27 protein-coding genes and 4 tRNA genes are annotated in these 22,558 nt (G+C 31.5%); 17 read left to right on the top strand and 14 right to left on the bottom strand.

The features are described from left to right. The first annotated feature begins 8 nt into the window (after nt 1–8). The 7 genes from OQH62_RS01775 to OQH62_RS01745 are packed head-to-tail and all read left to right on the top strand — an operon-like array spanning nt 9 to nt 5,956. Complete coding sequence (locus OQH62_RS01775; protein ID WP_266013045.1) at nt 9–548, top strand: iron transporter; 540 nt, start codon at nt 9–11, stop codon at nt 546–548. Nucleotides 549–584: 36 nt separating this feature from the next. After that, nucleotides 585–1,982 carry a Fe-S-containing protein gene (locus tag OQH62_RS01770; protein WP_266013043.1) on the top strand — a complete coding sequence of 466 codons (1,398 nt, stop codon included), beginning with the start codon at nt 585–587 and terminating at the stop codon, nt 1,980–1,982. After that, on the top strand, nt 1,972–3,267 hold the full coding sequence (locus OQH62_RS01765) for an ABC transporter permease (RefSeq protein WP_266013041.1): 1,296 nt from the start codon (nt 1,972–1,974) through the stop codon (nt 3,265–3,267). Before OQH62_RS01770 ends, OQH62_RS01765 begins: the two co-directional genes overlap by 11 nt. Next, nucleotides 3,257–4,375 carry an ABC transporter permease gene (locus tag OQH62_RS01760; RefSeq protein WP_266013038.1) on the top strand — a complete coding sequence of 373 codons (1,119 nt, stop codon included), beginning with the start codon at nt 3,257–3,259 and terminating at the stop codon, nt 4,373–4,375. The genes OQH62_RS01765 and OQH62_RS01760 overlap by 11 nt, the downstream gene beginning before the upstream one ends. Further along, entirely contained in the window at nt 4,372–5,022 is a 651-nt protein-coding gene (locus OQH62_RS01755) for an ABC transporter ATP-binding protein (protein ID WP_266013036.1), read from the top strand. The genes OQH62_RS01760 and OQH62_RS01755 overlap by 4 nt, the downstream gene beginning before the upstream one ends. Then, nucleotides 5,019–5,495 (top strand): TlpA family protein disulfide reductase, encoded by a 477-nt coding sequence (locus OQH62_RS01750; RefSeq protein WP_266013034.1) that lies wholly within the window; start codon nt 5,019–5,021, stop codon nt 5,493–5,495. Before OQH62_RS01755 ends, OQH62_RS01750 begins: the two co-directional genes overlap by 4 nt. Beyond that, on the top strand, nt 5,456–5,956 hold the full coding sequence (locus OQH62_RS01745; RefSeq protein ID WP_266013032.1) for a TlpA family protein disulfide reductase: 501 nt from the start codon (nt 5,456–5,458) through the stop codon (nt 5,954–5,956). Before OQH62_RS01750 ends, OQH62_RS01745 begins: the two co-directional genes overlap by 40 nt. Here the strand turns inward: OQH62_RS01745 and OQH62_RS01740 are convergent. The 12 genes from OQH62_RS01740 to aroQ are packed head-to-tail and all read right to left on the bottom strand — an operon-like array spanning nt 5,943 to nt 15,815. Further along, on the bottom strand, nt 5,943–6,854 hold the full coding sequence (locus OQH62_RS01740) for a cysteine synthase family protein (protein ID WP_266013030.1): 912 nt from the start codon (nt 6,852–6,854) through the stop codon (nt 5,943–5,945). The two genes, OQH62_RS01745 and OQH62_RS01740, sit on opposite strands and share 14 nt — an antisense overlap. Before the next feature lies 1 nt (nt 6,855). Then, complete coding sequence (locus tag OQH62_RS01735) at nt 6,856–7,995, bottom strand: trans-sulfuration enzyme family protein (protein ID WP_266013028.1); 1,140 nt, start codon at nt 7,993–7,995, stop codon at nt 6,856–6,858. An 8-nt stretch (nt 7,996–8,003) separates the two neighbouring features. Next, complete coding sequence (gene mnmA / locus OQH62_RS01730) at nt 8,004–9,020, bottom strand: tRNA 2-thiouridine(34) synthase MnmA (protein ID WP_266013026.1); 1,017 nt, start codon at nt 9,018–9,020, stop codon at nt 8,004–8,006. 9 nt (nt 9,021–9,029) lie between these two features. Next, a complete protein-coding gene (locus OQH62_RS01725; protein WP_266013024.1) occupies nt 9,030–9,632 on the bottom strand; it encodes an LOG family protein in 603 nt (200 codons plus the stop codon). Next, a complete protein-coding gene (fliY, locus tag OQH62_RS01720) occupies nt 9,629–10,456 on the bottom strand; it encodes a flagellar motor switch protein FliY (RefSeq protein ID WP_266013022.1) in 828 nt (275 codons plus the stop codon). Before fliY ends, OQH62_RS01725 begins: the two co-directional genes overlap by 4 nt. After that, nucleotides 10,453–11,535, bottom strand: coding sequence for a flagellar motor switch protein FliM (fliM, locus tag OQH62_RS01715; protein WP_266013019.1), 1,083 nt, complete (start codon nt 11,533–11,535; stop codon nt 10,453–10,455). Before fliM ends, fliY begins: the two co-directional genes overlap by 4 nt. Continuing rightward, nucleotides 11,535–12,227, bottom strand: coding sequence for an RNA polymerase sigma factor FliA (locus tag OQH62_RS01710; protein WP_266013018.1), 693 nt, complete (start codon nt 12,225–12,227; stop codon nt 11,535–11,537). The genes fliM and OQH62_RS01710 overlap by 1 nt, the downstream gene beginning before the upstream one ends. Next, complete coding sequence (locus OQH62_RS01705) at nt 12,208–12,585, bottom strand: hypothetical protein (protein WP_266013016.1); 378 nt, start codon at nt 12,583–12,585, stop codon at nt 12,208–12,210. Before OQH62_RS01705 ends, OQH62_RS01710 begins: the two co-directional genes overlap by 20 nt. 16 nt (nt 12,586–12,601) lie before the next feature. Beyond that, nucleotides 12,602–13,468, bottom strand: a complete 867-nt coding sequence (gene flhG / locus OQH62_RS01700; protein ID WP_266013014.1) for a flagella biosynthesis ATPase FlhG — start codon at nt 13,466–13,468, stop codon at nt 12,602–12,604. Further along, nucleotides 13,468–14,862, bottom strand: coding sequence for a flagellar biosynthesis protein FlhF (gene flhF, locus OQH62_RS01695; protein WP_266013012.1), 1,395 nt, complete (start codon nt 14,860–14,862; stop codon nt 13,468–13,470). The genes flhG and flhF overlap by 1 nt, the downstream gene beginning before the upstream one ends. An 11-nt stretch (nt 14,863–14,873) precedes the next feature. Beyond that, nucleotides 14,874–15,347: a 2-amino-4-hydroxy-6-hydroxymethyldihydropteridine diphosphokinase gene (gene folK, locus OQH62_RS01690; protein WP_266013010.1), complete on the bottom strand. Its 474-nt coding sequence runs from the start codon at nt 15,345–15,347 to the stop codon at nt 14,874–14,876. After that, nucleotides 15,348–15,815, bottom strand: a complete 468-nt coding sequence (gene aroQ / locus OQH62_RS01685; RefSeq protein ID WP_266013008.1) for a type II 3-dehydroquinate dehydratase — start codon at nt 15,813–15,815, stop codon at nt 15,348–15,350. Nucleotides 15,816–15,905: 90 nt separating this feature from the next. On the opposite strand from aroQ, the gene OQH62_RS01680 reads away from it, so the two are divergent. Then, a complete protein-coding gene (locus OQH62_RS01680; RefSeq protein ID WP_266013005.1) occupies nt 15,906–17,138 on the top strand; it encodes a metal-dependent hydrolase in 1,233 nt (410 codons plus the stop codon). An 11-nt stretch (nt 17,139–17,149) separates the two neighbouring features. Here OQH62_RS01680 and OQH62_RS01675 read toward each other — a convergent pair whose 3' ends face one another. Beyond that, nucleotides 17,150–17,572 carry a PepSY-like domain-containing protein gene (locus OQH62_RS01675; RefSeq protein WP_266013002.1) on the bottom strand — a complete coding sequence of 141 codons (423 nt, stop codon included), beginning with the start codon at nt 17,570–17,572 and terminating at the stop codon, nt 17,150–17,152. A 212-nt stretch (nt 17,573–17,784) separates the two neighbouring features. Between OQH62_RS01675 and exbB the strand changes: the two genes are divergently transcribed. From exbB to OQH62_RS01630, 9 genes are all read left to right on the top strand, one after another. Continuing rightward, a complete protein-coding gene (exbB, locus tag OQH62_RS01670) occupies nt 17,785–18,210 on the top strand; it encodes a TonB-system energizer ExbB (protein ID WP_266013000.1) in 426 nt (141 codons plus the stop codon). After that, nucleotides 18,203–18,589: a TonB system transport protein ExbD gene (gene exbD, locus OQH62_RS01665; RefSeq protein ID WP_266012997.1), complete on the top strand. Its 387-nt coding sequence runs from the start codon at nt 18,203–18,205 to the stop codon at nt 18,587–18,589. Before exbB ends, exbD begins: the two co-directional genes overlap by 8 nt. A gap of 83 nt (nt 18,590–18,672) precedes the next feature. After that, complete coding sequence (locus tag OQH62_RS01660) at nt 18,673–19,422, top strand: hypothetical protein (RefSeq protein ID WP_266012995.1); 750 nt, start codon at nt 18,673–18,675, stop codon at nt 19,420–19,422. Nucleotides 19,423–19,483: 61 nt separating this feature from the next. Continuing rightward, nucleotides 19,484–19,558, top strand: a tRNA-Gly gene (locus OQH62_RS01655). 2 nt (nt 19,559–19,560) lie between these two features. Then, nucleotides 19,561–19,649, top strand: a tRNA-Leu gene (locus OQH62_RS01650). 18 nt (nt 19,650–19,667) lie between these two features. Next, nucleotides 19,668–19,741 (top strand) — tRNA-Cys (locus OQH62_RS01645). Between the two features lie 13 nt (nt 19,742–19,754). Next, nucleotides 19,755–19,842, top strand: a tRNA-Ser gene (locus OQH62_RS01640). A 152-nt stretch (nt 19,843–19,994) separates the two neighbouring features. Next, nucleotides 19,995–20,975 carry a bifunctional diaminohydroxyphosphoribosylaminopyrimidine deaminase/5-amino-6-(5-phosphoribosylamino)uracil reductase RibD gene (ribD, locus tag OQH62_RS01635; RefSeq protein ID WP_266012992.1) on the top strand — a complete coding sequence of 327 codons (981 nt, stop codon included), beginning with the start codon at nt 19,995–19,997 and terminating at the stop codon, nt 20,973–20,975. After that, nucleotides 20,965–21,441, top strand: coding sequence for a hypothetical protein (locus OQH62_RS01630; RefSeq protein WP_266012989.1), 477 nt, complete (start codon nt 20,965–20,967; stop codon nt 21,439–21,441). Before ribD ends, OQH62_RS01630 begins: the two co-directional genes overlap by 11 nt. Before the next feature lie 11 nt (nt 21,442–21,452). Here OQH62_RS01630 and OQH62_RS01625 read toward each other — a convergent pair. Beyond that, nucleotides 21,453–22,558 (bottom strand): replication-associated recombination protein A (locus OQH62_RS01625; protein WP_266012986.1); only part of this gene is annotated, 1,106 nt, incomplete at its 5' end.

Genomic DNA, 22,558 nt, shown 5'->3' with positions numbered 1-22,558 from the left:
AGTACATAATGGTAAAAAAAATTTTATCAACAGTTGTCGTAGCAACGACTTTAAGTTTGAATGCTTTTGCAGGAGAAGCGCCAATTGGCGATCCAAAAGAACTTAATGGTATGGAAATAGCCGCTGTTTATCTTCAGCCTATTGAAATGGAGCCTCGCGGGATTGATTTAGCAGCATCTTTAGCTGATATTCACTTAGAAGCTGATATTCACGCCCTCAAAAACAATCCTAATGGCTTTCCAGAAGGTTTTTGGATACCTTATCTGACTATAGCGTATGAGCTTAAGAATACAGATACCGGAGCTGTTAAAAAAGGAACTTTAATGCCTATGGTAGCAGATGATGGTCCTCATTATGGGGCAAATATTGCTATGGAAAAAGATAAAAAAGGTGGCTTTGGAGTAGGAAATTACCAACTTACTTTTTATATTACAAATCCGGAAAAACAAGGATTTGGTCGCCATACTGATGAAGAAACAGGTGTTGGTAAATGGTTTGAACCGTTTAAAGTTGATTATAAATTTAAATACACAGGTACACCGAAGTAATTTTTACTCGGTTCTACCGAGTATTAGAAGGACATTATGAGTATTTATTTTGTACATTTTCTTTCTTCTTTTCTTCCTCTTACTGTCTTTACTGCCTTTTTACGGCAACAAAAAAGTATAGCTAAAACTTTTTTGGCTGTTTTTTTGGGTTTTTTATTTGCTTATTTTGCTTTTTTTATTGCAGCCCAATATTTACAGACACAAAATTTAATTTTTAATGTTAATTTTCTTTTTTTAGGTCTTTTACTCTTTTCCTTTCTTTTCTATTTTTGGCATAAAATTGAAATTCTTTCTCTTATTTTTGTCGCAGCTTTAAGTTTTTGTTTTGCAAATTTTTACCTTTTCCTTTCACAAGATTTTCCTCTTTTTAATAATTCTTTACTTGATACGCAAAACATTAGTTCTTTGGCTTTTTTTGTCTTAGCGCTTTTGCTGTGTATTGTATTGTTCTTTTTTTTAGCTTGGCAAAGCAAGATAAATGTAAAAAGCTCTTTTCTTTTTTATCTTTTAATCTTTCTTTACGAAGCTAACAAAGCATTTTCAAGTATTATGCTTACTTTAATGAGAGAAAATATCATCAATACCTATGAAATTTTACTTTCTTATGTAGCAAAAAGTGTTTATTTAAATACTTATAGCACTTATTTCTTTTTTGTTTATATATTCTTTTTAATTTTTTTAAGTCTAAAAACAGTTCCGAAAAATAGGAGTAAGCAATTTATTTTAGATATACAGTTTCGCGTTCAAAATGCTCAAGCATATTTAATTAAAAATTATTGTGGAGGCGCTTTTATTGCTTGTATTCTTAGTATTTTTATCTTTGCATATTTTCATAATGTTTCTTCAAAACCTTTGAAAATAGATCCTCCAACTGAAATTATTCCAAATGAACAGGGACAATTTGTCTTTAACATAGAACTTCTAAGAGATAATAAACTCCATCGCTTTGCTTATATTACTAATGAAGGCAAGGTTGTACGCTTTTTTTTGATGAATAAAAGAGAAGATAGAGATTCTCCTGTGGCTGTTTTTGATGCTTGTATGATTTGTGGAGATATGGGGTATATTAAAAAAGATTCTGAACTTATTTGTATTTCTTGTAATGTAAGAATTTTTCTTCCAAGCGTAGGAAAAGCTGGAGGATGTAATCCTATCCCTCTTTCCTATATTTATGATGGAAAGACTGTTAGTGTGAATGTAAAAGATGTAGTGGCTGGTTCAAATTATTTTAATGAGATTAAAGAAAAAGAAGTACAAGATCCTGTTTCAAATGAAAAGCTTATTAATTTACAAGCTCCATTCTCTTATACTTATAAAGGCATTACATATTATTTTAGTAATGAAAAAAATTATGAAATTTTTAAAAAAGAACCTCAAAAATTTGTATCAGAAGAAGCACAATTTTTAATACAAAGGAGAAATGATGTTGGTTAGAATGCTAAAAAATTCTCTTTTTAGAAATAAAATTCAAAAATCCCTCACTTTTCTTACTTGTTTGCTTGCCACCCTTTTACTTTGTACACTACTAAATATAACTTTAAGTATCAACGATGAAGTAACAAAACAACTTAGAAGTTATGGTTCAAATATACTTATACTTCCTAAAGGTTCGAGTCTTAGTATAGAAATAGGGAATCAAATTTATGAGCCGCTTAAAAATAAAAACTACCTCTATGAAGAGGATTTGCACATTATAAAAGAGATTTTTTGGCGTAATAATATTACCGCTTTTGCTCCTTTTTTAGAAGGAAAAATACAAGTTAGAAATCCTTTAAACAATCAAATAAAAGAAGCCCTCTTAACAGGAACGTATTTTCAAAAATTCTTAAATATTGCCGATGAAGAAGATTTTAGCACAGGTATTAAAACTTTATACCCTTTTTTAGAGGTAAATGGTAGATGGGCAAAAGATGATAGCTTAGATGAAGTTATGATAGGTGAAGATTTTGCAAAAAATAATGGTTTGCAAATTAATGATACTCTTGTTTTAGAAAGTGCTACAAAAAAACAAAGTGTCAAAATTGTAGGAATCGTATTGCACGCTGATAAAATGTCAAATAAAATCATAAGCTCTCTTGCACTTGCCCAAAATCTATTTGACAAAAAGAATATGTATTCAAGGGCTGAAGTTTCAGCTTTAACCATACCTGAAAATGACTTAGCCCAAAAAGCAAGACGTGATGTGGGTAGTTTAAATCAGCTTGAATACGATACTTGGTATTGTACCGCCTATGTGGGTTCTATTGCTTATCAAATTGAAGAAGATTTAAAAGGTGCAAGTGCAAAGCCTTTAAATGCTATAAGTGATGCTGAAAGTTTAGTAGTAAAAAAAATACAAACTTTGCTTAGTGTAACAAGTCTTCTTTGTCTCATAGTCGCAAGCATAGCTATTTCAAGTCTTATGAGTTCTGAAATTCATCGCCGAAAAAAAGAAATAGGGCTTTTAAAAGTTTTAGGGGCGAATACTTTTGAAATTTATTTCTTGTTTGCAAGTGAAAATCTTGTAGTTGCTTTAATAGCAGCGTTTTTTGGTTTTATTTTCGGTATAGGGCTTTGTGAGCTTATAAGTTTAAGCATTTTTGGACATTTTGTTGGTATTGCTTTTGCAACTTTGCCACTTAGTCTTGTCTTTGCAGGAATAATCGTCCTACTTGGTTGCTTATTGCCTTTAAAAAATATCACAAATCTCGCTCCAGCTGAGGTGCTTTATGGCAGATAAATTTTTCTTTACTGAAGTCTATAAAAGCATTAGTTTTTCATATCAGAGACTTTTTATTATCCTCTTGTCCGTATTCATTGGAGCTCTAACTTGCTCTGCATTTTTAAACATCTATTTTGATATAGATACAAAACTTTCTAAAGAATTAAAAGCTTACGGTGCAAACGTTATGCTTAATCCAAAAGAGGAGCAAAATTTTATCTCAAATGATGAATTTGAAAGATTAAAGCAAGATTTACAAGCAAAAGCGGTGAGTCCTTTCCTTTTTGAATTTTTTAATCTAGGCAGTACAAGTGCTATAGTGCTTGGAACAGATTTTAAAGCTTTGAAAATCACAAAACCTTTTATGGAGCTCAAAAGTGGTTCTTTATCTTTAAATGATTTAGATGACAAATCAGCAATTTTAGGTGTTGATTTAGCAAAACAGCTTGAAAAAAAAGTTGGCGATGAAGTACAAATTTATAATCAGAATAATGGAAAAAGTCTCAAGCTTACTATAAAAGCTATTGTTAGTTCTAGTGATGAATTTGATTCTTTGCTTTTAGCAACTTTAAGTGTAGTGCAAAATTTAAGCGATACACAAGGTATAAATTATGCTAATGCTGTGGTTTATGGAGATTATGAAAGTATAAACGCCAAAGCCCAAACATTGACTAATGACAGCACAGAAGTAAAACCTATATCATCAGTATCTCTAAGTGAAAGCTTTGTGCTTAATAAAATAAAAGCCTTAATGTTTCTTATAATTTTAGTTATTTTAATTATAGTTACAACAAGTGTTAATACTACTTTAAGCGCTATTATCTTTTCACGTAAAAAAGAAATAGCTTTGCGTTTAGCCTTAGGGGCTACAAAAAGTCAAATCATCACACTTTTTGCTAGTGAGTGTTTTGTAGTTAGTCTGGTGGCAAGTATTATGGGGGCATTATGTGGTATAGTGTTAGCGAATGTTTTTGGCATTATAATTTTTAATGCACATATTGATTTTCGTTTTAAAGCTCTTTTTGCAGCTTGTATCATTTCTTTAATTTTTGCACTTATTGCCGCTGTATTTCCATTAAGACAGGCTTTAAAAATTAATGTTTGTGAAAATTTGAAAGGCGAATGATGAAAGAATTAATTTTGATAAAACACTTGTGTAAAGAATTTGGAAAAGTCAAAGCTTTGAATGATATAAATTTATCTATTCATCAAGGTGAATGGCTAACTATTATGGGACCTTCTGGAAGTGGAAAATCTACTCTTGTCAATATACTTTCCTTAATGGACAACCCAAGTAGTGGAGAATATATTTTAAATGGCACAAATTTAGAGCAATTAAGCGAAGAGGCTAAAAGAAAGATTCGCCGTGAAAAAATAGGGCTTATATTCCAACAGTTTCACCTCATACCTTATCTCAATGCTCTTGAAAATGTAATGCTTTCGCAGTACTATCACTCAAGTATAGATGAAGAGGATGCAAGAAATGTACTTGAAAAAGTTGGTTTGGGACACCGTCTTAATCATTTGCCAAATGAACTCAGTGGCGGAGAACAACAAAGAGTATGTATAGCTAGAGCTTTAATCAATAATCCAGAACTCTTGCTTGCTGATGAACCTACAGGAAATTTAGATGAAGCTAATGAACAGATTGTTCTTGAAGTACTTCAAAAATTAAAAAAAGAAGGAAGAACTATTATTTTAATCACTCACAATCCAAAACTTGCAGAATTTGCAGATCGTTGTGTGCATTTACATTATGGAGTACTTCGATGAAACAGATCATTCTATTAATGTTTTTTCTTCTTGCTGCTTGTTCTTTTGAGAATAAAGAAGCAAAAATAGGTGAAAAAAGCAAAGAGCTTTCAGCAAGAGATATTCAAGGCAATCCCGTTTTTCTCAAAGACAGTCAAGAAAAAGTGAAGGTTATTGTTTTTTTTCAAAATGGTTGTACTTCGTGTCTTAAGGAACTTCCAATGTTTGATGCATTTATAGAGCAAAATAAAGACAAAATAGCTGTCTATGCTGTAAATTCTTTTGATAATGCTGAAGTTATTGCGACCTTAGCCCAACAGCTTGAACTCAAAAATATTAAAGTTCTTAAAGATGATTTAAACATTACTTCACAACGTTACCAAATTTTTGCCACACCAACAACAATCTTCATCAAAGATGGGATAATTCAGCAAAGAATTTTAGGAGAAAAATCTTGGGAATTTATAGAATCAAAACTTATTGCTTTGTTGTAATATTTCTTTTTGGTTGCAATACAGGAGAGAATTTTAAGGCTATCAATAGTAATAAAAATTATACTTTTTCTTATAATGGTTTTGAAAAGAGTTTATTTTTAGATGAAGAAGTAAAAAATTTTGCTCTTGTATTTTTTACAAAGGATTGTGGAGTATGCAAAGAGCAAATTCCTATTTTAGAAAATTTAGCACGAAACAATATTTTTGACATTTTCATTGTTTTAGCCGATGCACAAAATCAACAAGATGCTTTGAATTGGGCGAATGCAAAAAGACTTACCTTGCCAATGTTTTATGAAAAAAAAGCAGTATATTTTTTTTCTAAAGCAGTTGAAAATATTTATGGTGTACCTGTAATAAGCTTTTTTAAAGATAGTAAAATGCACAAAAAATTTATAGGCTTAACGCCATTGAGCGTACTTGAAAATGAATTCAAACAAATAAGCTTTAAAAATCTTTAATAAGCTCTTCTCTGTCAAGGTATCTTTCTAAGCCATCAGCAAAAATTGTTACAATAGTTTTACTTTGCACTTTTTCTGCAAGTTTTAAACAAGCACTTAAACAAGCTCCAGATGAAATTCCAGCTAAAATACCCTCCTGTTTTGCAAGAATCTTTACTCCATTATAAGCTTGTTCATCTTGCATTTTAATAACCTCATCAATCAAAGAAGTATCCATAGTCTCAGGAATAAAAGTATTACCTATCCCTTCAATATGAGATTCACCATAAGGATTACCTCCTATAATAGATTCACAAGGATCGCATAAAATACATTTGATAGCAGGATTTTTTTCCTTTAAAAATCGACTTACTCCGCTAAAAACTCCACCACTTCCAGCACCGCTTACAAAAAGATCTATTTCGCCATTAGCATCTTCATAAAGCTCTCTTGCTGTATTTTTATAATGAGTTTCGGGATTATACAAGCTCTCAAATTGATCAAAATAAAAAGCATTTTTCTCATTTTTTGCAAAATCTTTTGCTAATTTCATAGCTTCTTGCATACCTCCTTGCGTATTGACAATACTAGCTCCTAAGGCTTTAATAAGTAATTGTTTTTGAAGACTAAATTTGTTCGGAATAAACAACAAGGTTTTTAAATCATACTTCACGCAAGCTAAAGCTAAACCAAGACCTGTATTTCCAGCACTCGCACTTACTATTATACTTTTTTTATGGATAATTTTTTCTTCTAAAAGCTTTTCAAGAGCGTATAATCCTATCCTGTCTTTCACAGATCCTGCAGGATTAAAAAATTCACATTTTGCTAAGATGCGATTTGCATTTGCAATTTGAATATTTTTGAGTTCTATTAAAGGAGTATTGCCTATGCTTTGACATATATGAGTATAAAGCACATTATGCCTTTGAACTTTTCAAAGCTTGTTCAATATCTTTTATCAAATCATCATAATTTTCAATCCCAACACTTAAACGAATAAGATTTTCAGTAATTCCAAGTTTTTCTCTTAATTCTTTAGGAATGCTTGCGTGCGTCATAGAGGCTGGATGACAAAGTAAAGATTCAACACCACCTAAACTTTCTGCAAGAGCAATCAATTTACAAGATTTTACAAATTTTTTATAATCACAACCTTTTTTTAAGATAAAGCTTAACATCCCTCCGCCCATACTCGCTTGTTTTTTATGCACACTAGCATTTTCACCAAATAGAGGGTAAAAGACTTTTTCAACATCTTGATGGTTTTGAAGATATGAGGCAAGCTCAAAAGCATTTTCGCTATGTCTTTGCATTCTCAATCCTAAGGTTTTGAGTCCTCGAATAAGCAAAAAACTTTCAAAAGGACTAAGAATAGCACCTATGCTGTTTTGTAAAAAAGCTATTTTTGTAGCAAGCTGTTCTTCATTTACAACTATAAGACCGGCAATTAAATCGCTATGACCGCCAAGATATTTTGTTGCTGAATGTAAAACTATATCAATACCAAATTCCAAAGGTCTTTGCAAATAAGGTGTCATAAAAGTATTATCAACTATACTAATTAAACCTTTTTTCTTTGCAAAATTTGCAATTTGCTCTATATCGCTTACCCCCATTAAAGGATTTGCAGGTGTTTCAATCAAAATTCCCTTAACTTGTTTATCCATAGCGTTTTCGAGTTCATTTAGATTATTCGTATCAACTATTTTATAAGAGATATTAAACTGTGAAAATACTTTGTCTAAGACTCTAAAAGTACCCCCATAAACATTTTGAGAAATGAGAATACTCTCTCCGCTTCGAAATAGGGCAAGTGCTGTTGAGATTGCTGCCATACCCGAAGAAAAAGCAAAACCATATTTGCCATTTTCAAGTTCTGCTATGAGACTTTCAATTCCATCTCGTGTAGGATTTTTTGTCCTTGAATATTCATAACCTGAATTCTCTCCTAAAGCCTGTTGTTTAAAGGTTGAGGTTTGGTAAATAGGAGTATTGACAGCTCCTGTTCTTGAATCAGTAGTCATCCCTGCGTGTATCAAAGCCGTATCTAAATGCATATTATATCCTATTCTATAAAGCCACTTGCTATGACTCTATCATTATCATAAAATACCGCCATTTGGCCACTAGCTAAGCCATAAACAGGTTCGTTTAAAATAATTTTTGCACTTTTATCTGTGTTGATAGCGACCTTGCACGGTGTTGATTTTGAACGGTAACGAATTTTTACTTCACAATCAAGTTCATCAGCTTCCACAAAAAGATTGATATTTTTAAGACTAAATTCCTTAGTTTGTAATTCTTCTTTTTTTCCTACTACAATCTGATTTTGCTCTGGATTAATCTTCAAAACAAAATGTGGCTCGTGTGCCCCTTTTACTTCAAATCCTCGTCTTTTTCCTATAGTATAGTGCATATACCCTTCGTGTTTTCCGACAACTTTACCTTCGCTATTCAGTACTTCCCCGGGAATTTTTGTATTCATAAATTGCTCTAAAACCTGCACGTAAGTGTTTTCAACAAAACAAATTTCGCTACTTTCTTTTTGAGTAGCAAAAGATTTTAAGACTTCTATGGTAGAAGCGAATTTTTTTACTTCCTCTTTTTTCAACTCCCCTAAAGGAAAAATCAAATATTTTAAAGCCTCTTTTTCTGCACTTGCTAAAAAATAACTTTGATCTTTGCTTTCATCATAAGCTGTCTTAATACATCCATTTTCAAGCCTTGCATAATGTCCTGTTGCAAGTTTCTCGCATCCTAAACTTTTTGCAAATTCCAAAAGCTTTCCAAGTTTAATAAAACGGTTGCACAAAGCGCAAGGATTTGGAGTTTTCCCTTCTTTGTAAGTTGAAACAAAAGGCATATACACTTTAGCTTTAAAATCTTCTTGTAAATCTAAAATATGATAGGGGATATTTAAAAAATTAGCTACTTTTTCGACTTTTTTTATGTTTTCTTCGTGATAGTTTGGTTTGCCGTGAAGTTTCATATAGCAACCTATTACTTCGTGCCCTGCATTTTTGAGTTTATAGGCACTCACTGTGCTATCAACACCTCCACTCATCGCGACTAGTATTTTCATCATTACTCCTTAGATAGTCTTTAAAATTTGTAGTATATAATCCAAGTCGTCAGTGATTTGATATTTTAATTCATCGCCTTTAGAAATAACTTCAAGCCTTAGTAAAGAATCCCTGACGAATTCGTCAAAAGCTTGCCAAAATTCTTTACCGAACAGAAGAATAGGAACATCTTTTTTAAATTCAAGCTGTTTTAAGGTAAGTACAGCACACAATTCATCCAAGGTTCCAAAGCCGCCCGGGAAAATCACAAAAGCTAAACTCTTTTCCATAAGAGCCATTTTGCGAATGGCTAAGCTCTCAAAAGTAATATTATACTCTACAAAGTCATTAAGTTTTTGTTCATTTGGTAAAAAAATGTTAAAACCTATTGAATTTATAGCAATTTTATCTTTTTTTTTCATAAAAGCGCCTTGATTGGCAGCTTTCATAATCCCACCACCACCACCACTCATCACACAAAAACCTAAATCAACGCATTTTTCGGCAAGAATTTTTGCTTGTTGGTAATAAAAGCTTTCCTCTTTTAATCTTGCTGAACCAAAAAAGGTAATGGGTTTATGAAAATGCGGAATAGTTTCAAATTTGTCTAAATCAGAACGAAAATGTTTCACCTCAGTTGTTCTAACCTCTCTTTTTTACTACCTATTTCTGTAACCTGTACTCCAAAATTTCCATCAACAATAACTACTTCACCATAGGCTACTCTTTTGTCGCCAATGAGAATTTCTAAAGGATCGTTTGCAAGCTGATTTAACTCAACAACTGAACCTATGTCCATACCCAAAACATCTTTTAAAAGCATTTTTTTATTGCCGATTCGAACACGTACCGGGAGACGTACATCCATAATTAGATTAATATTTTTTAATTCTTCACTAAGAACAGTTGTTTTTCCTTCCTCATCACCTTCTGCAGAATTTTCTGTATTTTTACCGGTTAAAACATTATAAAGTTTTTGGTCCATAACTAAGGAAAGTTGTTCATTTAACTCATCGATTTTAACATCAAAGAAATACAGCTTGATAAAATCTTTAAGATCAACATTTTCAGCAATAAATTCACAAGAATTAAGTTCAAATTCCATTTTTGGAAGTTCTTTTTGAGCACCAAGATTTGTAGAAAACGCTGAAATAATATTTTGCATAGCTTCTTTTGCAGCATCAATTTCTTCAGGTCCTAATTGTTCATTTTTTGAAATATTCTCTTCTCCCATCATCCATTCACCAATAGCACCCATCAAAACGGCTGTTGCTAAAATCCCTAGCTGCCCTATATTTTTAATAGAAAATTTGGCATAGACTAAAGGAGGCTTTAATGTATCTTGTTCAGAAACATCAAATTCTTTATATTCGCTAAATTCAGCGTTTTTTCCAGTTAAACCTTCAATGGTACTTACACACTCATTAGTAAATAATCGTAAAAAGTCATTAATCATATTTCTTCCTCCTCAACATCATCAGGCTCATTATATACATTTGCTTTTGCTTTTCTTTCTTCTTCGTATTTTTCAAGAATTTCTTTAATTTCATCTTTATCTGTTCGTACAAGTTCTAAGATTTTAATAGATTTTCTAAAGCGATGCAAGCCAACTTGCGCAAAGAAAACTTCTTTTTTATCTATGCTCACAATAGCTTTATCATCAGCCTCTCTATCAAGTTTTAAAATGTCGCCTTGTTTGAGTTCTAAAAATTCATTAACACTAATAAAAGTTTTTCCTAAAATAGCTTCATACACAACTTCTGCACGACCTATTAAAGTTTTAAGTTCTTTATTGCGAGATTTTTTTGCCGAAGTTTCGCCCATCATAATATCACGATTTGCTAAACGGCTTAAAATACTTTCTAAATGTACAACAGGATAACAAATATTTACCATACCACTTGAATTGCCTATGATAATCTCCATAACAACCATTATAACAATTTCATTTTGGGATACTATTTGGACAACATTTGGACTTGATTCTTTGGCTTCAATACTAGGATAAATTTCAGTAACAGTTGTCCAACTTTCTTTCAATCTTTGCATAATGATACGTAATATAGAATCAAGGAGATTAAGTTCAATATCAGTAAGCTCACGAGAGGCCTCATAACTATCACCTTGCCCACCTAAAAGTCTATCTATCATAGGAAAAGCTATGCTTGGATTGATTTCTAAGACACAATTTCCATCTAAAGGTTTAATTGAAAAAACATTAAAGCTTGTTGGACTTGGCAAAGACATTAAAAATTCTCCATAAGTCATTTGATCAACTGAATGGAGTTTTGTCTCAACTATACTTCTCATTATAGATGAAATTTGCGAAGCTAGATTTCTTGCAAGTTTATCGTGTATGCCTCTTATTGTCCGAAGTTGTTCTTTTGAAACCCTATTTGGACGTTTGAAATCATAAACAACTATATTTCTTTCATCTTTTTCATCTCTAGAGTTAGAACTTACTGCTGTGTCTGTATTATCATCAACAACTTCAAGCAGAGCATCTATTTCTTCTTGGGAGAGTATCTCTGCCATTAGACAAGCCTTTCTCTAAGTTTCTTAAGAAGTTTTTTATGAATTTGTGAAATTCTACTTTCGCTAATGTTTAAAATTTCGCTAATTTCTTTAAGGTTTAACTCCTCATAGTAATACAACTGAATAATAAGCTGCTCTCTCTCCTTTAAATCATCCAAAACCTCATTAATTTTTTCAACAAGCTGCTGGTGTTCAAGTTTTTCAAGTGTATCATCTTCATTATAAAGTTCAATTTGTTCATCAAGCGGCAAAGTGTAGCTGATAGCATAAGCTGTTCTCACTTCTCTAAGTTTTTCTTTATCTAAACCGAGTTTATCAGCTATATACTGTTCATCAGGTTCGCATTCATATTTTTGATAATATTCATCTAAAAGAGCGTCAATATCTTTTAAAATTTTGCGATTATTTCTGCTCATTACATCAAGACTCCGCAAATAATCAAGCATAGCCCCATTGACTCTCTTTCTAGCAAAACCCCAAAAACTATCATTTTGTTCTCTATCATAACGGCGTGAAAGCTTTATCATTTCTTCTACACCTATGCTAATAAGATCATTAACATCTATATTTGAAGGCAAACGTTCTTTAAGTCGAAATGCCATTTTGCGTAAAGCTGGCATATAAGCTAAAACAAGTTCATCTTGTTCGTTTTTGAGTATTTGTACATAAGCTTTAGGCGGCTCTTTTAGCATTGAAACTTCCATTTTTATTATTTTTACGTTTTTCTTTTGCTTCATTCTTTTTAAGTTCTTGACGTTCTTCGTCAAGTTTCTCTAAAATCATATCCATTTTCTTTTCGCGTATAACTAAATCGTTGATAATATTATTGCTTGATTTTTCATAGTCGTTTTTATCAAAGATTCTTCCACTAATCTTTTTCACATCAATAAAATTCATAATAACAACATGTACAAAAATATAAAATACAAAAGTTATAAAACAAGTAAAAAATAAAATATCAAAAGCTTCATCTACACTTACAATGCTAAAAGCAAGTCCTATGAAAAATCCACAAACTGTTAAAAAAGCGACATAATTTTCTGGTTTCATACTTTCTTCTTTGTTGCTAAAATCTCTCGATAATTTTTCTTAAAAAGCCTGAAAAACTACGAGTATTTGTATTATCAAGCACTTTCTGTTCCAATCTGTATAAAAGCTTAGAAGCTAGTGCTTTGAGCTCATCGCTTGAACTTGTATTTTCATCAGTAAAAAGGGTACGCTTTTTAATACTCCCACTTACTTCCTTTGAGGCACTTAAATGTCCTAAAAGTTCTAAGTTAAGAGGATTTTTAATATTAGAATCAGCAACTTTTTTAATATTTTCAAAAACCCTTAAGGCTTCATTTTCATTTTTAACTACATTTAAAACCATCAATAAATTCTCTTTTGTTTTTGAAGTTGTTTTAATCGTTGCATACGCATCTGTAATAGCGGCAGGATCAGGAACAGTAACAACAATGACTTCATCAGACATTTCTAAAAAATGCAAGATATTGCCGCCTATACCTGCTCCTGTATCAATGATAAGGAAGTCAAGCTCATCTAATATACTTACTTGATTGAGAAATCTTTCATAAATATTTTTATCGCTGTATTTTAAAATTTCATCTCCACTTTCACCCGGAATAAGCCATAAATTTGGTTTTACCTCAATTAAAATATCTTCTAAGGAGCATTCACCTCTTAAAACGTGGAGTAAATTTTTCTGTATGCGAACATTTAAAATGACATCTAAATTTGCAAGTCCAATATCTGCATCAAAAAGTCCTACTTTATAGTTATTATCTGCTAAAACATTGGCTAAATTGGCACTAATAGTACTCTTACCTACTCCCCCTTTTCCACTTGTGATTGCTATAAAATGGGTATCTTTGACTCTTTTATTTTTGTTTTCATTCATTAAATTTTTTAGTTTGCTAGCTTGGTTTTGCATCAATTTTTCCTTGGAGTAAAGCCTTCTAAAATACAATGTACTAAGAAATCACTGTTTGCCACTTCTAAGTCATCAGGGACTTCTTGACCTATGGAAAAAAAACTAAGCGGAATGCGCGTTTCGTAGATAAGCGAAAAAATATTCCCAAAAACTTTTGTTTCATCAAATTTAGTAATAATTAAAGTATCAATATTTAAAAAAGAAAAATTAGTATAAATTTCCATTAAGTCTTCATATTTTGTATTTGCAGAAATTACCAAATGAACAGCAATTTCAGTATTGGAATGTGTTAAAAATTCTTTTGTTTTAGCAAGTTTGCTTTTATCATATTGGGAATTTCCCATAGTATCAACAAGAATAACTTCACAGTTGCTCAAACTCTTTATTCCTTCGTGCAAATCATTTGGTTCGATAATGTCAATAATAGGAAGTTTCATCATATTTGCATATTGAAAAAGCTGCTCCACAGCACCTATTCTATAAGTATCTAATGTAATAATAGCTGTTTTGTATGGCCTAGGTCCATAAGCATAATGAAAAGCAAGTTTAGCTAAAGTGGTTGTTTTTCCTACACCGGTTGGACCAACAAGCATCATAATTTTTTGTTTTTTTAATTCTCCTTCAGCACGGCAGGGCAAGATATTGCGTAAAAGTGAGTAAAAATACCTTTGTACAGCATCTTTATTACTCTTCATAGAGCTCGGCATATTCTCAATAGTCGCTTTCATAATAGCTTCTAAATGAGTTTCAAGCATACCACTTTCTTTTGCCTGTTTATAAATACTTGCAAATTCTGGCGGAATGATCAAATTTTTTCTCGCTTCAGCCTTATCATCCCACATCATATCAGCAAGTAAATCGATTTTATCGTTGAGTTTATTAATCTGCTTTTCAAAATTTTCAATTTTTTTATTATATCCTAGATTGGATTCTTGTAAATGGGTATTTGTTACCTTTGAAATTTCGCTACTTACTTCACTTAACCTTTCTTTGAAGTCATCAAAATGAGTGCTCATTTGAGTAGCTTTGTTCTGGGAAAAAGTATTTTCGGTTTTAGAATTCAATGTATCTTTATTAATTCTTTTGGTTGAAAAATCAAGAATAACATCTTCATCTTCTTTTTGCATTGCTAAATCAGATATATTTGGATTTGCTTGGGTTTTTAAAGGAGCATTTTTTTTGGTTGGTAATATTTTTCCTAGTTTTTTAAGATGTTCTTCATAATCAGCCTCTTCTATGGCTACCATTACTTCATAAATTGCTTTGCGATTGATAGTTTTAGGTCTAATCTGTTTGTTCGTGATAATCATAGCTTTGTCGCCATAATCATTCTTAACTTTAGGAATAATTTCTTCAGTATCTTCAACGGTAAAGGTATGGATAAGTTGTCCCATTTGCTTTTCCTTTATAATAAGCCTAAAGGCAAAATTACGCTTATTCTTTCTTTAACCCCATTATGAGGCACCATACACGATATGTCTTGTTTCACCTTTTGAGAAAAATACAAAAGGTCTAAATCAAGCGTACGAGGAGCGTTTTTAAAAATTCTTTTTCGTTTAAATTTAAGTTCATAGTAAAGTAGAACTTTCAAAAAAGCTCTTGCGTGTAAATTAGTTTGTATCAACATTACAGCATTAGTAAAATCTTTCTGTGCTTCATATCCAAAAGCCTTATTGACAAGGCAAGGTGAAGTACTTACAACCCTAAACCTTTTTTCATCCATCAACTTCCTAAAGAGAATATTGAAAATTTTTTTTTCATTTGATATATTACTTCCTAAACCAACAAGAGCATAATACTTAAAAGTGCTTAAGCATTTGCTAGAATAAGGAAAAAAACGACTTTTTTCAAACCTTCTTGCTCCTCGAATTTTTAACATTTATCCATTTTGTTGTGCATTACGCATATTTTTAATTTGTTCGCAAATCTGTAAGATGCCTATTAAAGCTAAATGATATCCAAAAGGACCAAAACCAACAATACTGCCAGAACAAACAGGTGCAATTAAACTCTTTTGACGAAATTCTTCTCTTCTATATATATTTGAAATATGTACTTCTATAGTAGGTAAAGATACAGCTGCAAGAGCATCGCGAAGTGCCACAGAAGTATGAGTATAAGCAGCAGCGTTAATGATGATACCATCAAAAACACCTAAACATTCTTGAATTTTATCTACAAGCTCACCTTCAAAATTACTTTGAAAAAATTCAAGCTCTACATTGTTTTGTGAAGCGGCAATTTTCATCTGTTCGTGAATTTCTTCCATTTTCATTGCACCGTAAATTCCTACTTCTCTAATACCCAACATATTAATATTAGGACCCTGTATAACCATTATCTTCATTATGAAACCTTTGAATTTTAGCTTATAGCCAGATTATAACATTTTAAAATAAATTTTGGCTACAATATCTTTAATGAAAGGAAAAAAAGCGTGTTTCTTATCAGTGCAAAAAACATCTTTGTGTGCAATAAGAGCTTTGATATTTTAGAAAATCAAGCTTTTGTTTTTGAAGATACAATTAAAGAATTTGGAACTTTGGAAGCTTTACGAAGAAAATATCCACAAGCAACAGTACTGAAAACTCCTAAAAATTCTGTTATTCTTCCGTCTTTTATTAATGTGCATACGCATTTAGAATTTAGTGCAAATACGACAGCTTTACATTTTGGAGAATTTCTATCTTGGTTGAATTCAGTAGTAAGAAGCCGTCCTTCATTAAGTCAAGAAGCTACATTTGGATTAATTAGCAAGAATTTAAAAAAAATGCAAAAAAGTGGAATAGGTACTATTGGAGAGATTTCAAGTTTTGGAAAAGATTTGAATGCTTGTGTTACAGAGTCGATGCGTGGAATGAGAATAGTATTTTTTAATGAAATTTTAGGAACAAATGAAGAACAAAATGAAAGAAAAAAAGCAGAATTTCTTCAACGTTTTGAAAAGAGTTTAGAGTGTAAGAGTGAATTATTTATTCCTGCAGTCTCAATTCATTCCCCTTATTCTACTAATGTAGAACTTGCATCTTTTGCTCTTGATCTAGCTAAAAAATACAAGATGCCTGTAAGTACTCATTTTTTAGAAAGCAAGGTTGAAAACACTTGGCTACGAAAAGGCAAAGGGAAATTACGACAATGGCTCAAATTTTTTAGCACAGACCCTAAGCCTTTTTATTCTCTAACTGAATTTATAGAACTTTTTAAAGGGGTGCGAACACTTTGGACTCACTGTGTTTATTTACAAGAAAAGGAGTATAATTTACTTGATTCAAACATTCATTCACTGACACATTGTGCTTTTTCAAATTTTCTTTTGAGTCAAAAAAGTCTTAATTTAAAAAAAGCCTTGAAAAATGGTTTGAATGTACATATAGGTACCGATGGCTTAAGCTCGAATATTTCTTTGTCAATGCTTGATGAGTTGCGTGCAAATTTGCTCATTCATAAAGATTTTGACCCTCGAATTCTTGCACCCAAGCTTTTACAAATGGCAACTCTCTATCCTGCACAAGCTTTAAATATAAACGCAGGAGAATTAATAAAAGGAAAAAGTGCTGATTTTAGTATTTTTACTCTTGATGAATGTGTGAGAGAGCAACTTCCTTTGCAATTTCTTTTGCACGCAAATGAAGTTACAGCTTTATACATTAAAGGAAGAAAACTTCTTTAAAACAAAGCAATTTAATCATCAAATTTTTGTCCTAAAACATTCCCATTAAAATCAGTATAAACTTCCATTCTATTATTAAAGTTAAATTTATATCCTTGTATTTTCTTCTCTACTTTTAAAATCTGTGCATTTGGTTGGGTAGCTTTAACAGTATTGACAATTTGAGCAGGTAAAAAATCTGTTGGGATGGCTTTGTATTTTCCATCAACTTCTTCCCATTCGCCATTTATTACAAAATCAATCTCTGTACCATCATTTAAAACAACATCAAAAGAATCTAAATCTTGCTTCACTAGACTTATTTGAATTCCCTTAAAGTATGTATGAATGAAATTTTGTGCATTTTGAGGCAAAGCAGTTGCTGGAACTATCATATCAGAAGCGTATAGGATAGCTGTGCAAAGTAAAGATGCGAGAGTAAATTGAATTTTCATAGTATCTCCTGATTTTTGAATTTCAAAACTATAACACTTTTTTGTGAATCAAATGTGAATACATTTTTTATACCGCCTAAAACTTTTTGAAACAAGTTTTTAATGAATGCTTGTAATAACAAAAAGAGATATTTTAAATATGATAATTACTATTGATTAATTTTGCTTGAATACAATGCCTTATTGACTTATTAATAATTTGGAGTAAAGCTATGGAATTTTTGAAAAATTATATTGATATAATTATCTTTATTATACTTGGAATTATGGCTTTTATAGCATTATGGTGTGTAATCGAAAGAATACTATTTTTGCGCAAAATTGATTTTGAGGAATATACTAGTCAGGAAGATTTTGATAATGTTATTAGTGAAAACTTAACTACTTTAAACATTATCTATTCAAATGCTCCTTATGTTGGCCTTTTAGGAACTGTTGTGGGGATAATGATAACTTTTTATGAAATGGGTTTGGCTGGCAATATTGAAGTAAAATCAATAGTTATAGGACTTTCTTTAGCGCTTAAAGCCACTGCTTTAGGACTTTTAGTTGCTATTCCTACTTTAATGGCTTATAATGGTTTGCTTCGCAGAGTTTCACTTTTAAGTAATTCTTATAAAGCGTATAAAAATGCTTAAACTTCCTAAAAATGAAGGGCTAAATATAGTTCCTTTTATAGACATTATGCTTGTTTTGCTTGCTATTGTGCTTAGTATCTCAACCTTTATTGTTCAAGGAAAAATTCAAATCGAGCTTCCTCAAAGTCAAAGTGCTTTAAGCGATACAAATGAAAACAAATTTCTTATAGTTATAGATGCTGATAATACTTTTTACATTAATGATGTAAAAACTGATTTAGAAAGTTTAAAAAATGCTATCGATTCTTTAAATAGAAAAACTGTAGTTGAGTTAAAAAGTGATAAAAATGCCAAATTTGAAAGTTTTATACAAATTATTGATTTACTTAAAGCAAAAGGTCACGAAAATTTCCAAATCATTACAGAAAAACAGCAATAAAACAATTATTTTTTTGAAAACTTTTGACTTTCAAAGTTATTTTCAAGGATATAAACCTATAATTGTAAATAAAGGAGTACAGTATGGTAGCATTTTTTAAAGGAATAGGGGTAGGTTTTTTAGGTTTAGTGCTTTTTGTTTTAGGCGTTGTATTTAACGTAGAATTTTTAAATCAAAACAAACAGGAAGGAAATATTTCAAATTTAGATATTTCGCGAAATATCGAAACAAGTATCAAAATAAAACCTGATATTTTACGTACTCATATTTATTTTTATCTCAATGAAAAACTTAATATACCACTTAATAGTCAGGTAAAAGAGCAACTTGTTACAAGTTTTAATCAAATAACACAACGAGTAAAAGAGCAAGATTTTTGCACTCTAACAGATTTTTCTCTCCAACCAAACTCTTATAAAGAGGATACAGAAATATCGCAGAAAATGAGTGGATATATTGATTGTAAATTGAGCACTCAAAAACTTGATTCGTTTAATGCTTTCTTTAGTGATTTGCAAAATATTGTTGCTAAAAATGAATTTATAAGTATGAGAGTGTCTGCTTTAGAACCACAATTTTCACCTGAATTCATTGCGCAAAGTAAAGAAAAACTCTATGATGAGCTTGTACGTCAAGCTTTTGAATACGAAAAAAGCTATTCTACAGATCTTAATCAGTCTTGTGTGTTGAAATTTATAGATCTTTATGCCAATCAAAGTAATTTCAGTTTTGATCCAAGCACTGTGAAAGATAATGCACTTGAATTCTTTCTGCCATCTACAATAGAAGAGGACTTAAAAATAGAGGCTTTCGTAAGATTTTCGTGCAAGTAACTTAAAACAAAATAAACTGCTTTTAAGTTTGTTTTGTTAAAATTTTCTCTTTAATTTTTAAGCGGGAATAGCTCAGGGGTAGAGCACAACCTTGCCAAGGTTGGGGTCGCGAGTTCGAATCTCGTTTCCCGCTCCACTGCCCGGGTGGTGGAATTGGTAGACACAAGGGACTTAAAATCCCTCGGAATTTTTCTTCCGTGCCGGTTCAAGTCCGGCTTCGGGCACCATTACTATATTTTTATCAGGGCGACATAGCTAAGTGGTAAGGCATAGGCCTGCAAAGCCTTGATCTCCGGTTCGAATCCGGATGTCGCCTCCAAGGCAAACAGTATCGGGAGATGGCTGAGTGGTCGAAAGCGGCGGTCTTGAAAACCGTTGAGGTGCAAGCCTCCAGGGGTTCGAATCCCTTTCTCCCGGCCATTTTCTTTGACATATCTCAAATTCCTCAATAGTGATTCTAGATTTTATAATTTTTAATCTTATTACAATGCTTGTTTTAATTTTAAATAAGTCGCAAAACTTAAAAAATAATGATTAAAAAGAGTTATAATAGAAAAAACAAAAGGCAGTAGATGAAAGAATTGTATATGCAGCTTGCTTTTGATGAAGCGTGGAAGTATCAATTTTTAACTTATCCAAATCCAGCTGTTGGTTGTGTTATACTTGATACATTCGGAAAAATCTTAAGCATTAAAGCACACGAAAAGGCAGGAGAAGCTCACGCTGAACTTAACGCTATTAAAGAGGCTTTTATAGAACTTACAGGGGAAAGAAAACTTCCAAAACAAGCTAATGCTTTGCATCAATTTTTACTTCAAAACCACAATAATATCTTTAAAGGTGCAAGTGCTTTTGTAACTCTTGAGCCTTGTAATCACCAGGGAAAAACTCCACCTTGTGCTGAACTTTTTGCAACGCTTGGTTTTGAAAAGGTTTTTATTAGTCTTAAAGATGAAAATTCAAAAGCAAGTGGAGGGGCAGAATTTTTAAAGCATAGAGGAGTTGAAGTTGAAATTGGAATTTCAGCAAACAAGGGATTACAACTTATAAAACCTTTTTTAAAATGGCAAAAAGGAACTTTTAAACTATTTAAACTTGCTCTTAGTATGAATGGCTCACCATTTGGTACAATAATTAGCAATGAATTGAGTCGTACTTATGCTCATAAAATTCGCTCTGTTGTTGATATTTTAGCAGTTGGTGGTGAAACAGTGCGTAAAGACAGACCTCTGCTTGATTCAAGACTTGCACAAGGAAAAAATCCAAACCTCTGTATTTTTACACAGAAAACTCTTGATAGTTTTGATCAAACTATTCCTCTTTTTAGAGTCTCTAATCGCAAAATTTTTACTCAAATTCCACAAGAGGCAAAGTTTATAATGTATGAAGGTGGGCAAAATTTCTTACAAAATCTCAAAGCAGAAATGGATATGTTTTTGATTTTTCAAAGCTCAAAGTGTTATAATGAAATGAATATTCAAGCACAGTTACATTTTACTCCTCTTTATAGAGGGTTTTTAGGGGATGATAATTATGGAATTTATGAACTTTAAAAATATTCTCTATCCAAAAGATAGAGTACATTTTTTTACAATTAAAAGAAAGAATGTACTTAAGCTTCTATTTATAAATGATTATACTCTTGCTTCACAAAGTCAGTCTGAAGAAATTTTTTCTTATAAAAGTTTGGAGGAGGATTTATTTCAAGAAAATGATGAAATTCTTGCTTTATCACACGGTAAAAAGATTATCCTTTTTAAAAATTTTACTCAAAATACAAACAATTTTAAATCATTTCTTTTAAGTCAATTTATACTTTTAATGTTCTTATTTGTAGCAAGTCTTTTTTTTCTTTTTGTAGTACTGAATAGCTTTTCATTTTTTGATTTGTTTTTTTTGCTTGTTTGTTTAATGCTTTTTTCAATAAGCTTTATCAATCTTAGCATTCTTATAAAACACATTTGCCTTTTAAAGAAGTTTGACAAAGAGAAAGCAAAGAATTTACGAAACGAAAAATAGCTTTCAGCTCATTATGATAAAGTTTTTTTAAGTCTTTCCAAGTTTTCTAAGAGTCTTTTTTCATCACCAAAACCTTTGCTTTCGTAAAATTTCAAAGGACGTTTGAGATATTTTTGTTCCACCCAACCGTTAAAATCGTGAGGATAAAGATAGTTTGTTTTCTCGCTATGATTATTATTGAGATACTGCGGAATTTCAAGCGGGGCAGAATTTTTTACAAAATCTAAAGCCTTGTTAATAGCTACATAGCTTGAATTTGACTTGAAGGCACTTGCTAAATATACAACACATTGGGACAATAGTATCCTTGCTTCAGGATAGCCTATACTTTTAATTGCATTTAAAGTTGAAACAGAAAGATTGAGAGCATTTGAATCAGCATTCCCTATATCTTCGCTTGCAAAAATAACAAGTCTTCTTGCAATAAAATCTGCACTCTCTCCAGCTTCAATCAATCGTGCAAGATAATATAAAGAAGCATCTATATCACTCCCTCTTAAACTTTTTATCAAGGCACTTGTTAATACATAGTGTGTATCTTTACTGCTTGCACCTTCTGTGCTAGGAAGAGAACGTATTTTTTTAAGATTTTCTAAAGAAATGTGTTGAGAATCTAAAACAAGCGCAAATTCTAAAACATTAAGCACAGCTCTAGCATCACCGCTTTGAAGTAAAAAATCTTTAGCTTCATTACTTATAGTAAATTGCAGTTTTTCCTTGACTCTTTCAAGCAGAATTTCAAGATCTTTTGTTTTGAGGGCTTTAAATTCAAAAAGCATACTACGACTTCGTATGCCAGAGCTTAAAACAAAATACGGATTTTCAGTACTTGCTCCTATGCAAATACAGCGATAATTTTCCATAGGAATTAAAAGCGTTTCTTGTTGGGTTTTAGACAATCTATGAATTTCATCGATAAAGATTAAAGGTTTGTATAAACTATCTTTGTATCTGTCTATAATTTTTCTAAGTTCTTCAAGTTTAAAATTGCCACCATCAAATTCATAAAAATCCAAACCAAATTCTTTTGCAAGAGCTCTTGCAAAAGTTGTTTTTCCAGAACCTGAAACACCAAAAAACATACTATGTGGCAATTTTTGTAGAGCAATAAATTTTT

Source organism: Campylobacter sp. MIT 21-1684 (assembly GCF_026241315.1).
In the GTDB taxonomy this organism is placed as follows: Bacteria; Campylobacterota; Campylobacteria; order Campylobacterales; family Campylobacteraceae; genus Campylobacter_D.
Note: the sequence above shows the minus strand (reverse complement) of the source record. Positions and strands in the feature narration are given on the sequence as shown.

Excerpts from the sequence above, each read along its gene's own strand:
- OQH62_RS01775 (WP_266013045.1), top strand. The coding sequence starts at position 9 with ATGGTAAAAAAAATTTTATCAACAGTTGTCGTAGCAACGACTTTAAGT.
- OQH62_RS01770 (WP_266013043.1), top strand. The coding sequence starts at position 585 with ATGAGTATTTATTTTGTACATTTTCTTTCTTCTTTTCTTCCTCTTACT.
- OQH62_RS01765 (WP_266013041.1), top strand. The coding sequence starts at position 1,972 with ATGTTGGTTAGAATGCTAAAAAATTCTCTTTTTAGAAATAAAATTCAA.
- OQH62_RS01760 (WP_266013038.1), top strand. The coding sequence starts at position 3,257 with ATGGCAGATAAATTTTTCTTTACTGAAGTCTATAAAAGCATTAGTTTT.
- OQH62_RS01755 (WP_266013036.1), top strand. The coding sequence starts at position 4,372 with ATGATGAAAGAATTAATTTTGATAAAACACTTGTGTAAAGAATTTGGA.
- OQH62_RS01750 (WP_266013034.1), top strand. The coding sequence starts at position 5,019 with ATGAAACAGATCATTCTATTAATGTTTTTTCTTCTTGCTGCTTGTTCT.
- OQH62_RS01735 (WP_266013028.1), bottom strand. The coding sequence starts at position 7,995 with ATGCATTTAGATACGGCTTTGATACACGCAGGGATGACTACTGATTCA.
- mnmA (WP_266013026.1), bottom strand. The coding sequence starts at position 9,020 with ATGAAAATACTAGTCGCGATGAGTGGAGGTGTTGATAGCACAGTGAGT.
- fliY (WP_266013022.1), bottom strand. The coding sequence starts at position 10,456 with ATGATTAATGACTTTTTACGATTATTTACTAATGAGTGTGTAAGTACC.
- fliM (WP_266013019.1), bottom strand. The coding sequence starts at position 11,535 with ATGGCAGAGATACTCTCCCAAGAAGAAATAGATGCTCTGCTTGAAGTT.
- OQH62_RS01710 (WP_266013018.1), bottom strand. The coding sequence starts at position 12,227 with ATGCTAAAAGAGCCGCCTAAAGCTTATGTACAAATACTCAAAAACGAA.
- OQH62_RS01705 (WP_266013016.1), bottom strand. The coding sequence starts at position 12,585 with ATGAAACCAGAAAATTATGTCGCTTTTTTAACAGTTTGTGGATTTTTC.
- flhG (WP_266013014.1), bottom strand. The coding sequence starts at position 13,468 with ATGCAAAACCAAGCTAGCAAACTAAAAAATTTAATGAATGAAAACAAA.
- flhF (WP_266013012.1), bottom strand. The coding sequence starts at position 14,862 with ATGGGACAACTTATCCATACCTTTACCGTTGAAGATACTGAAGAAATT.
- folK (WP_266013010.1), bottom strand. The coding sequence starts at position 15,347 with ATGTTAAAAATTCGAGGAGCAAGAAGGTTTGAAAAAAGTCGTTTTTTT.
- aroQ (WP_266013008.1), bottom strand. The coding sequence starts at position 15,815 with ATGAAGATAATGGTTATACAGGGTCCTAATATTAATATGTTGGGTATT.
- OQH62_RS01675 (WP_266013002.1), bottom strand. The coding sequence starts at position 17,572 with ATGAAAATTCAATTTACTCTCGCATCTTTACTTTGCACAGCTATCCTA.
- exbB (WP_266013000.1), top strand. The coding sequence starts at position 17,785 with ATGGAATTTTTGAAAAATTATATTGATATAATTATCTTTATTATACTT.
- exbD (WP_266012997.1), top strand. The coding sequence starts at position 18,203 with ATGCTTAAACTTCCTAAAAATGAAGGGCTAAATATAGTTCCTTTTATA.
- OQH62_RS01660 (WP_266012995.1), top strand. The coding sequence starts at position 18,673 with ATGGTAGCATTTTTTAAAGGAATAGGGGTAGGTTTTTTAGGTTTAGTG.
- ribD (WP_266012992.1), top strand. The coding sequence starts at position 19,995 with ATGAAAGAATTGTATATGCAGCTTGCTTTTGATGAAGCGTGGAAGTAT.
- OQH62_RS01630 (WP_266012989.1), top strand. The coding sequence starts at position 20,965 with ATGAACTTTAAAAATATTCTCTATCCAAAAGATAGAGTACATTTTTTT.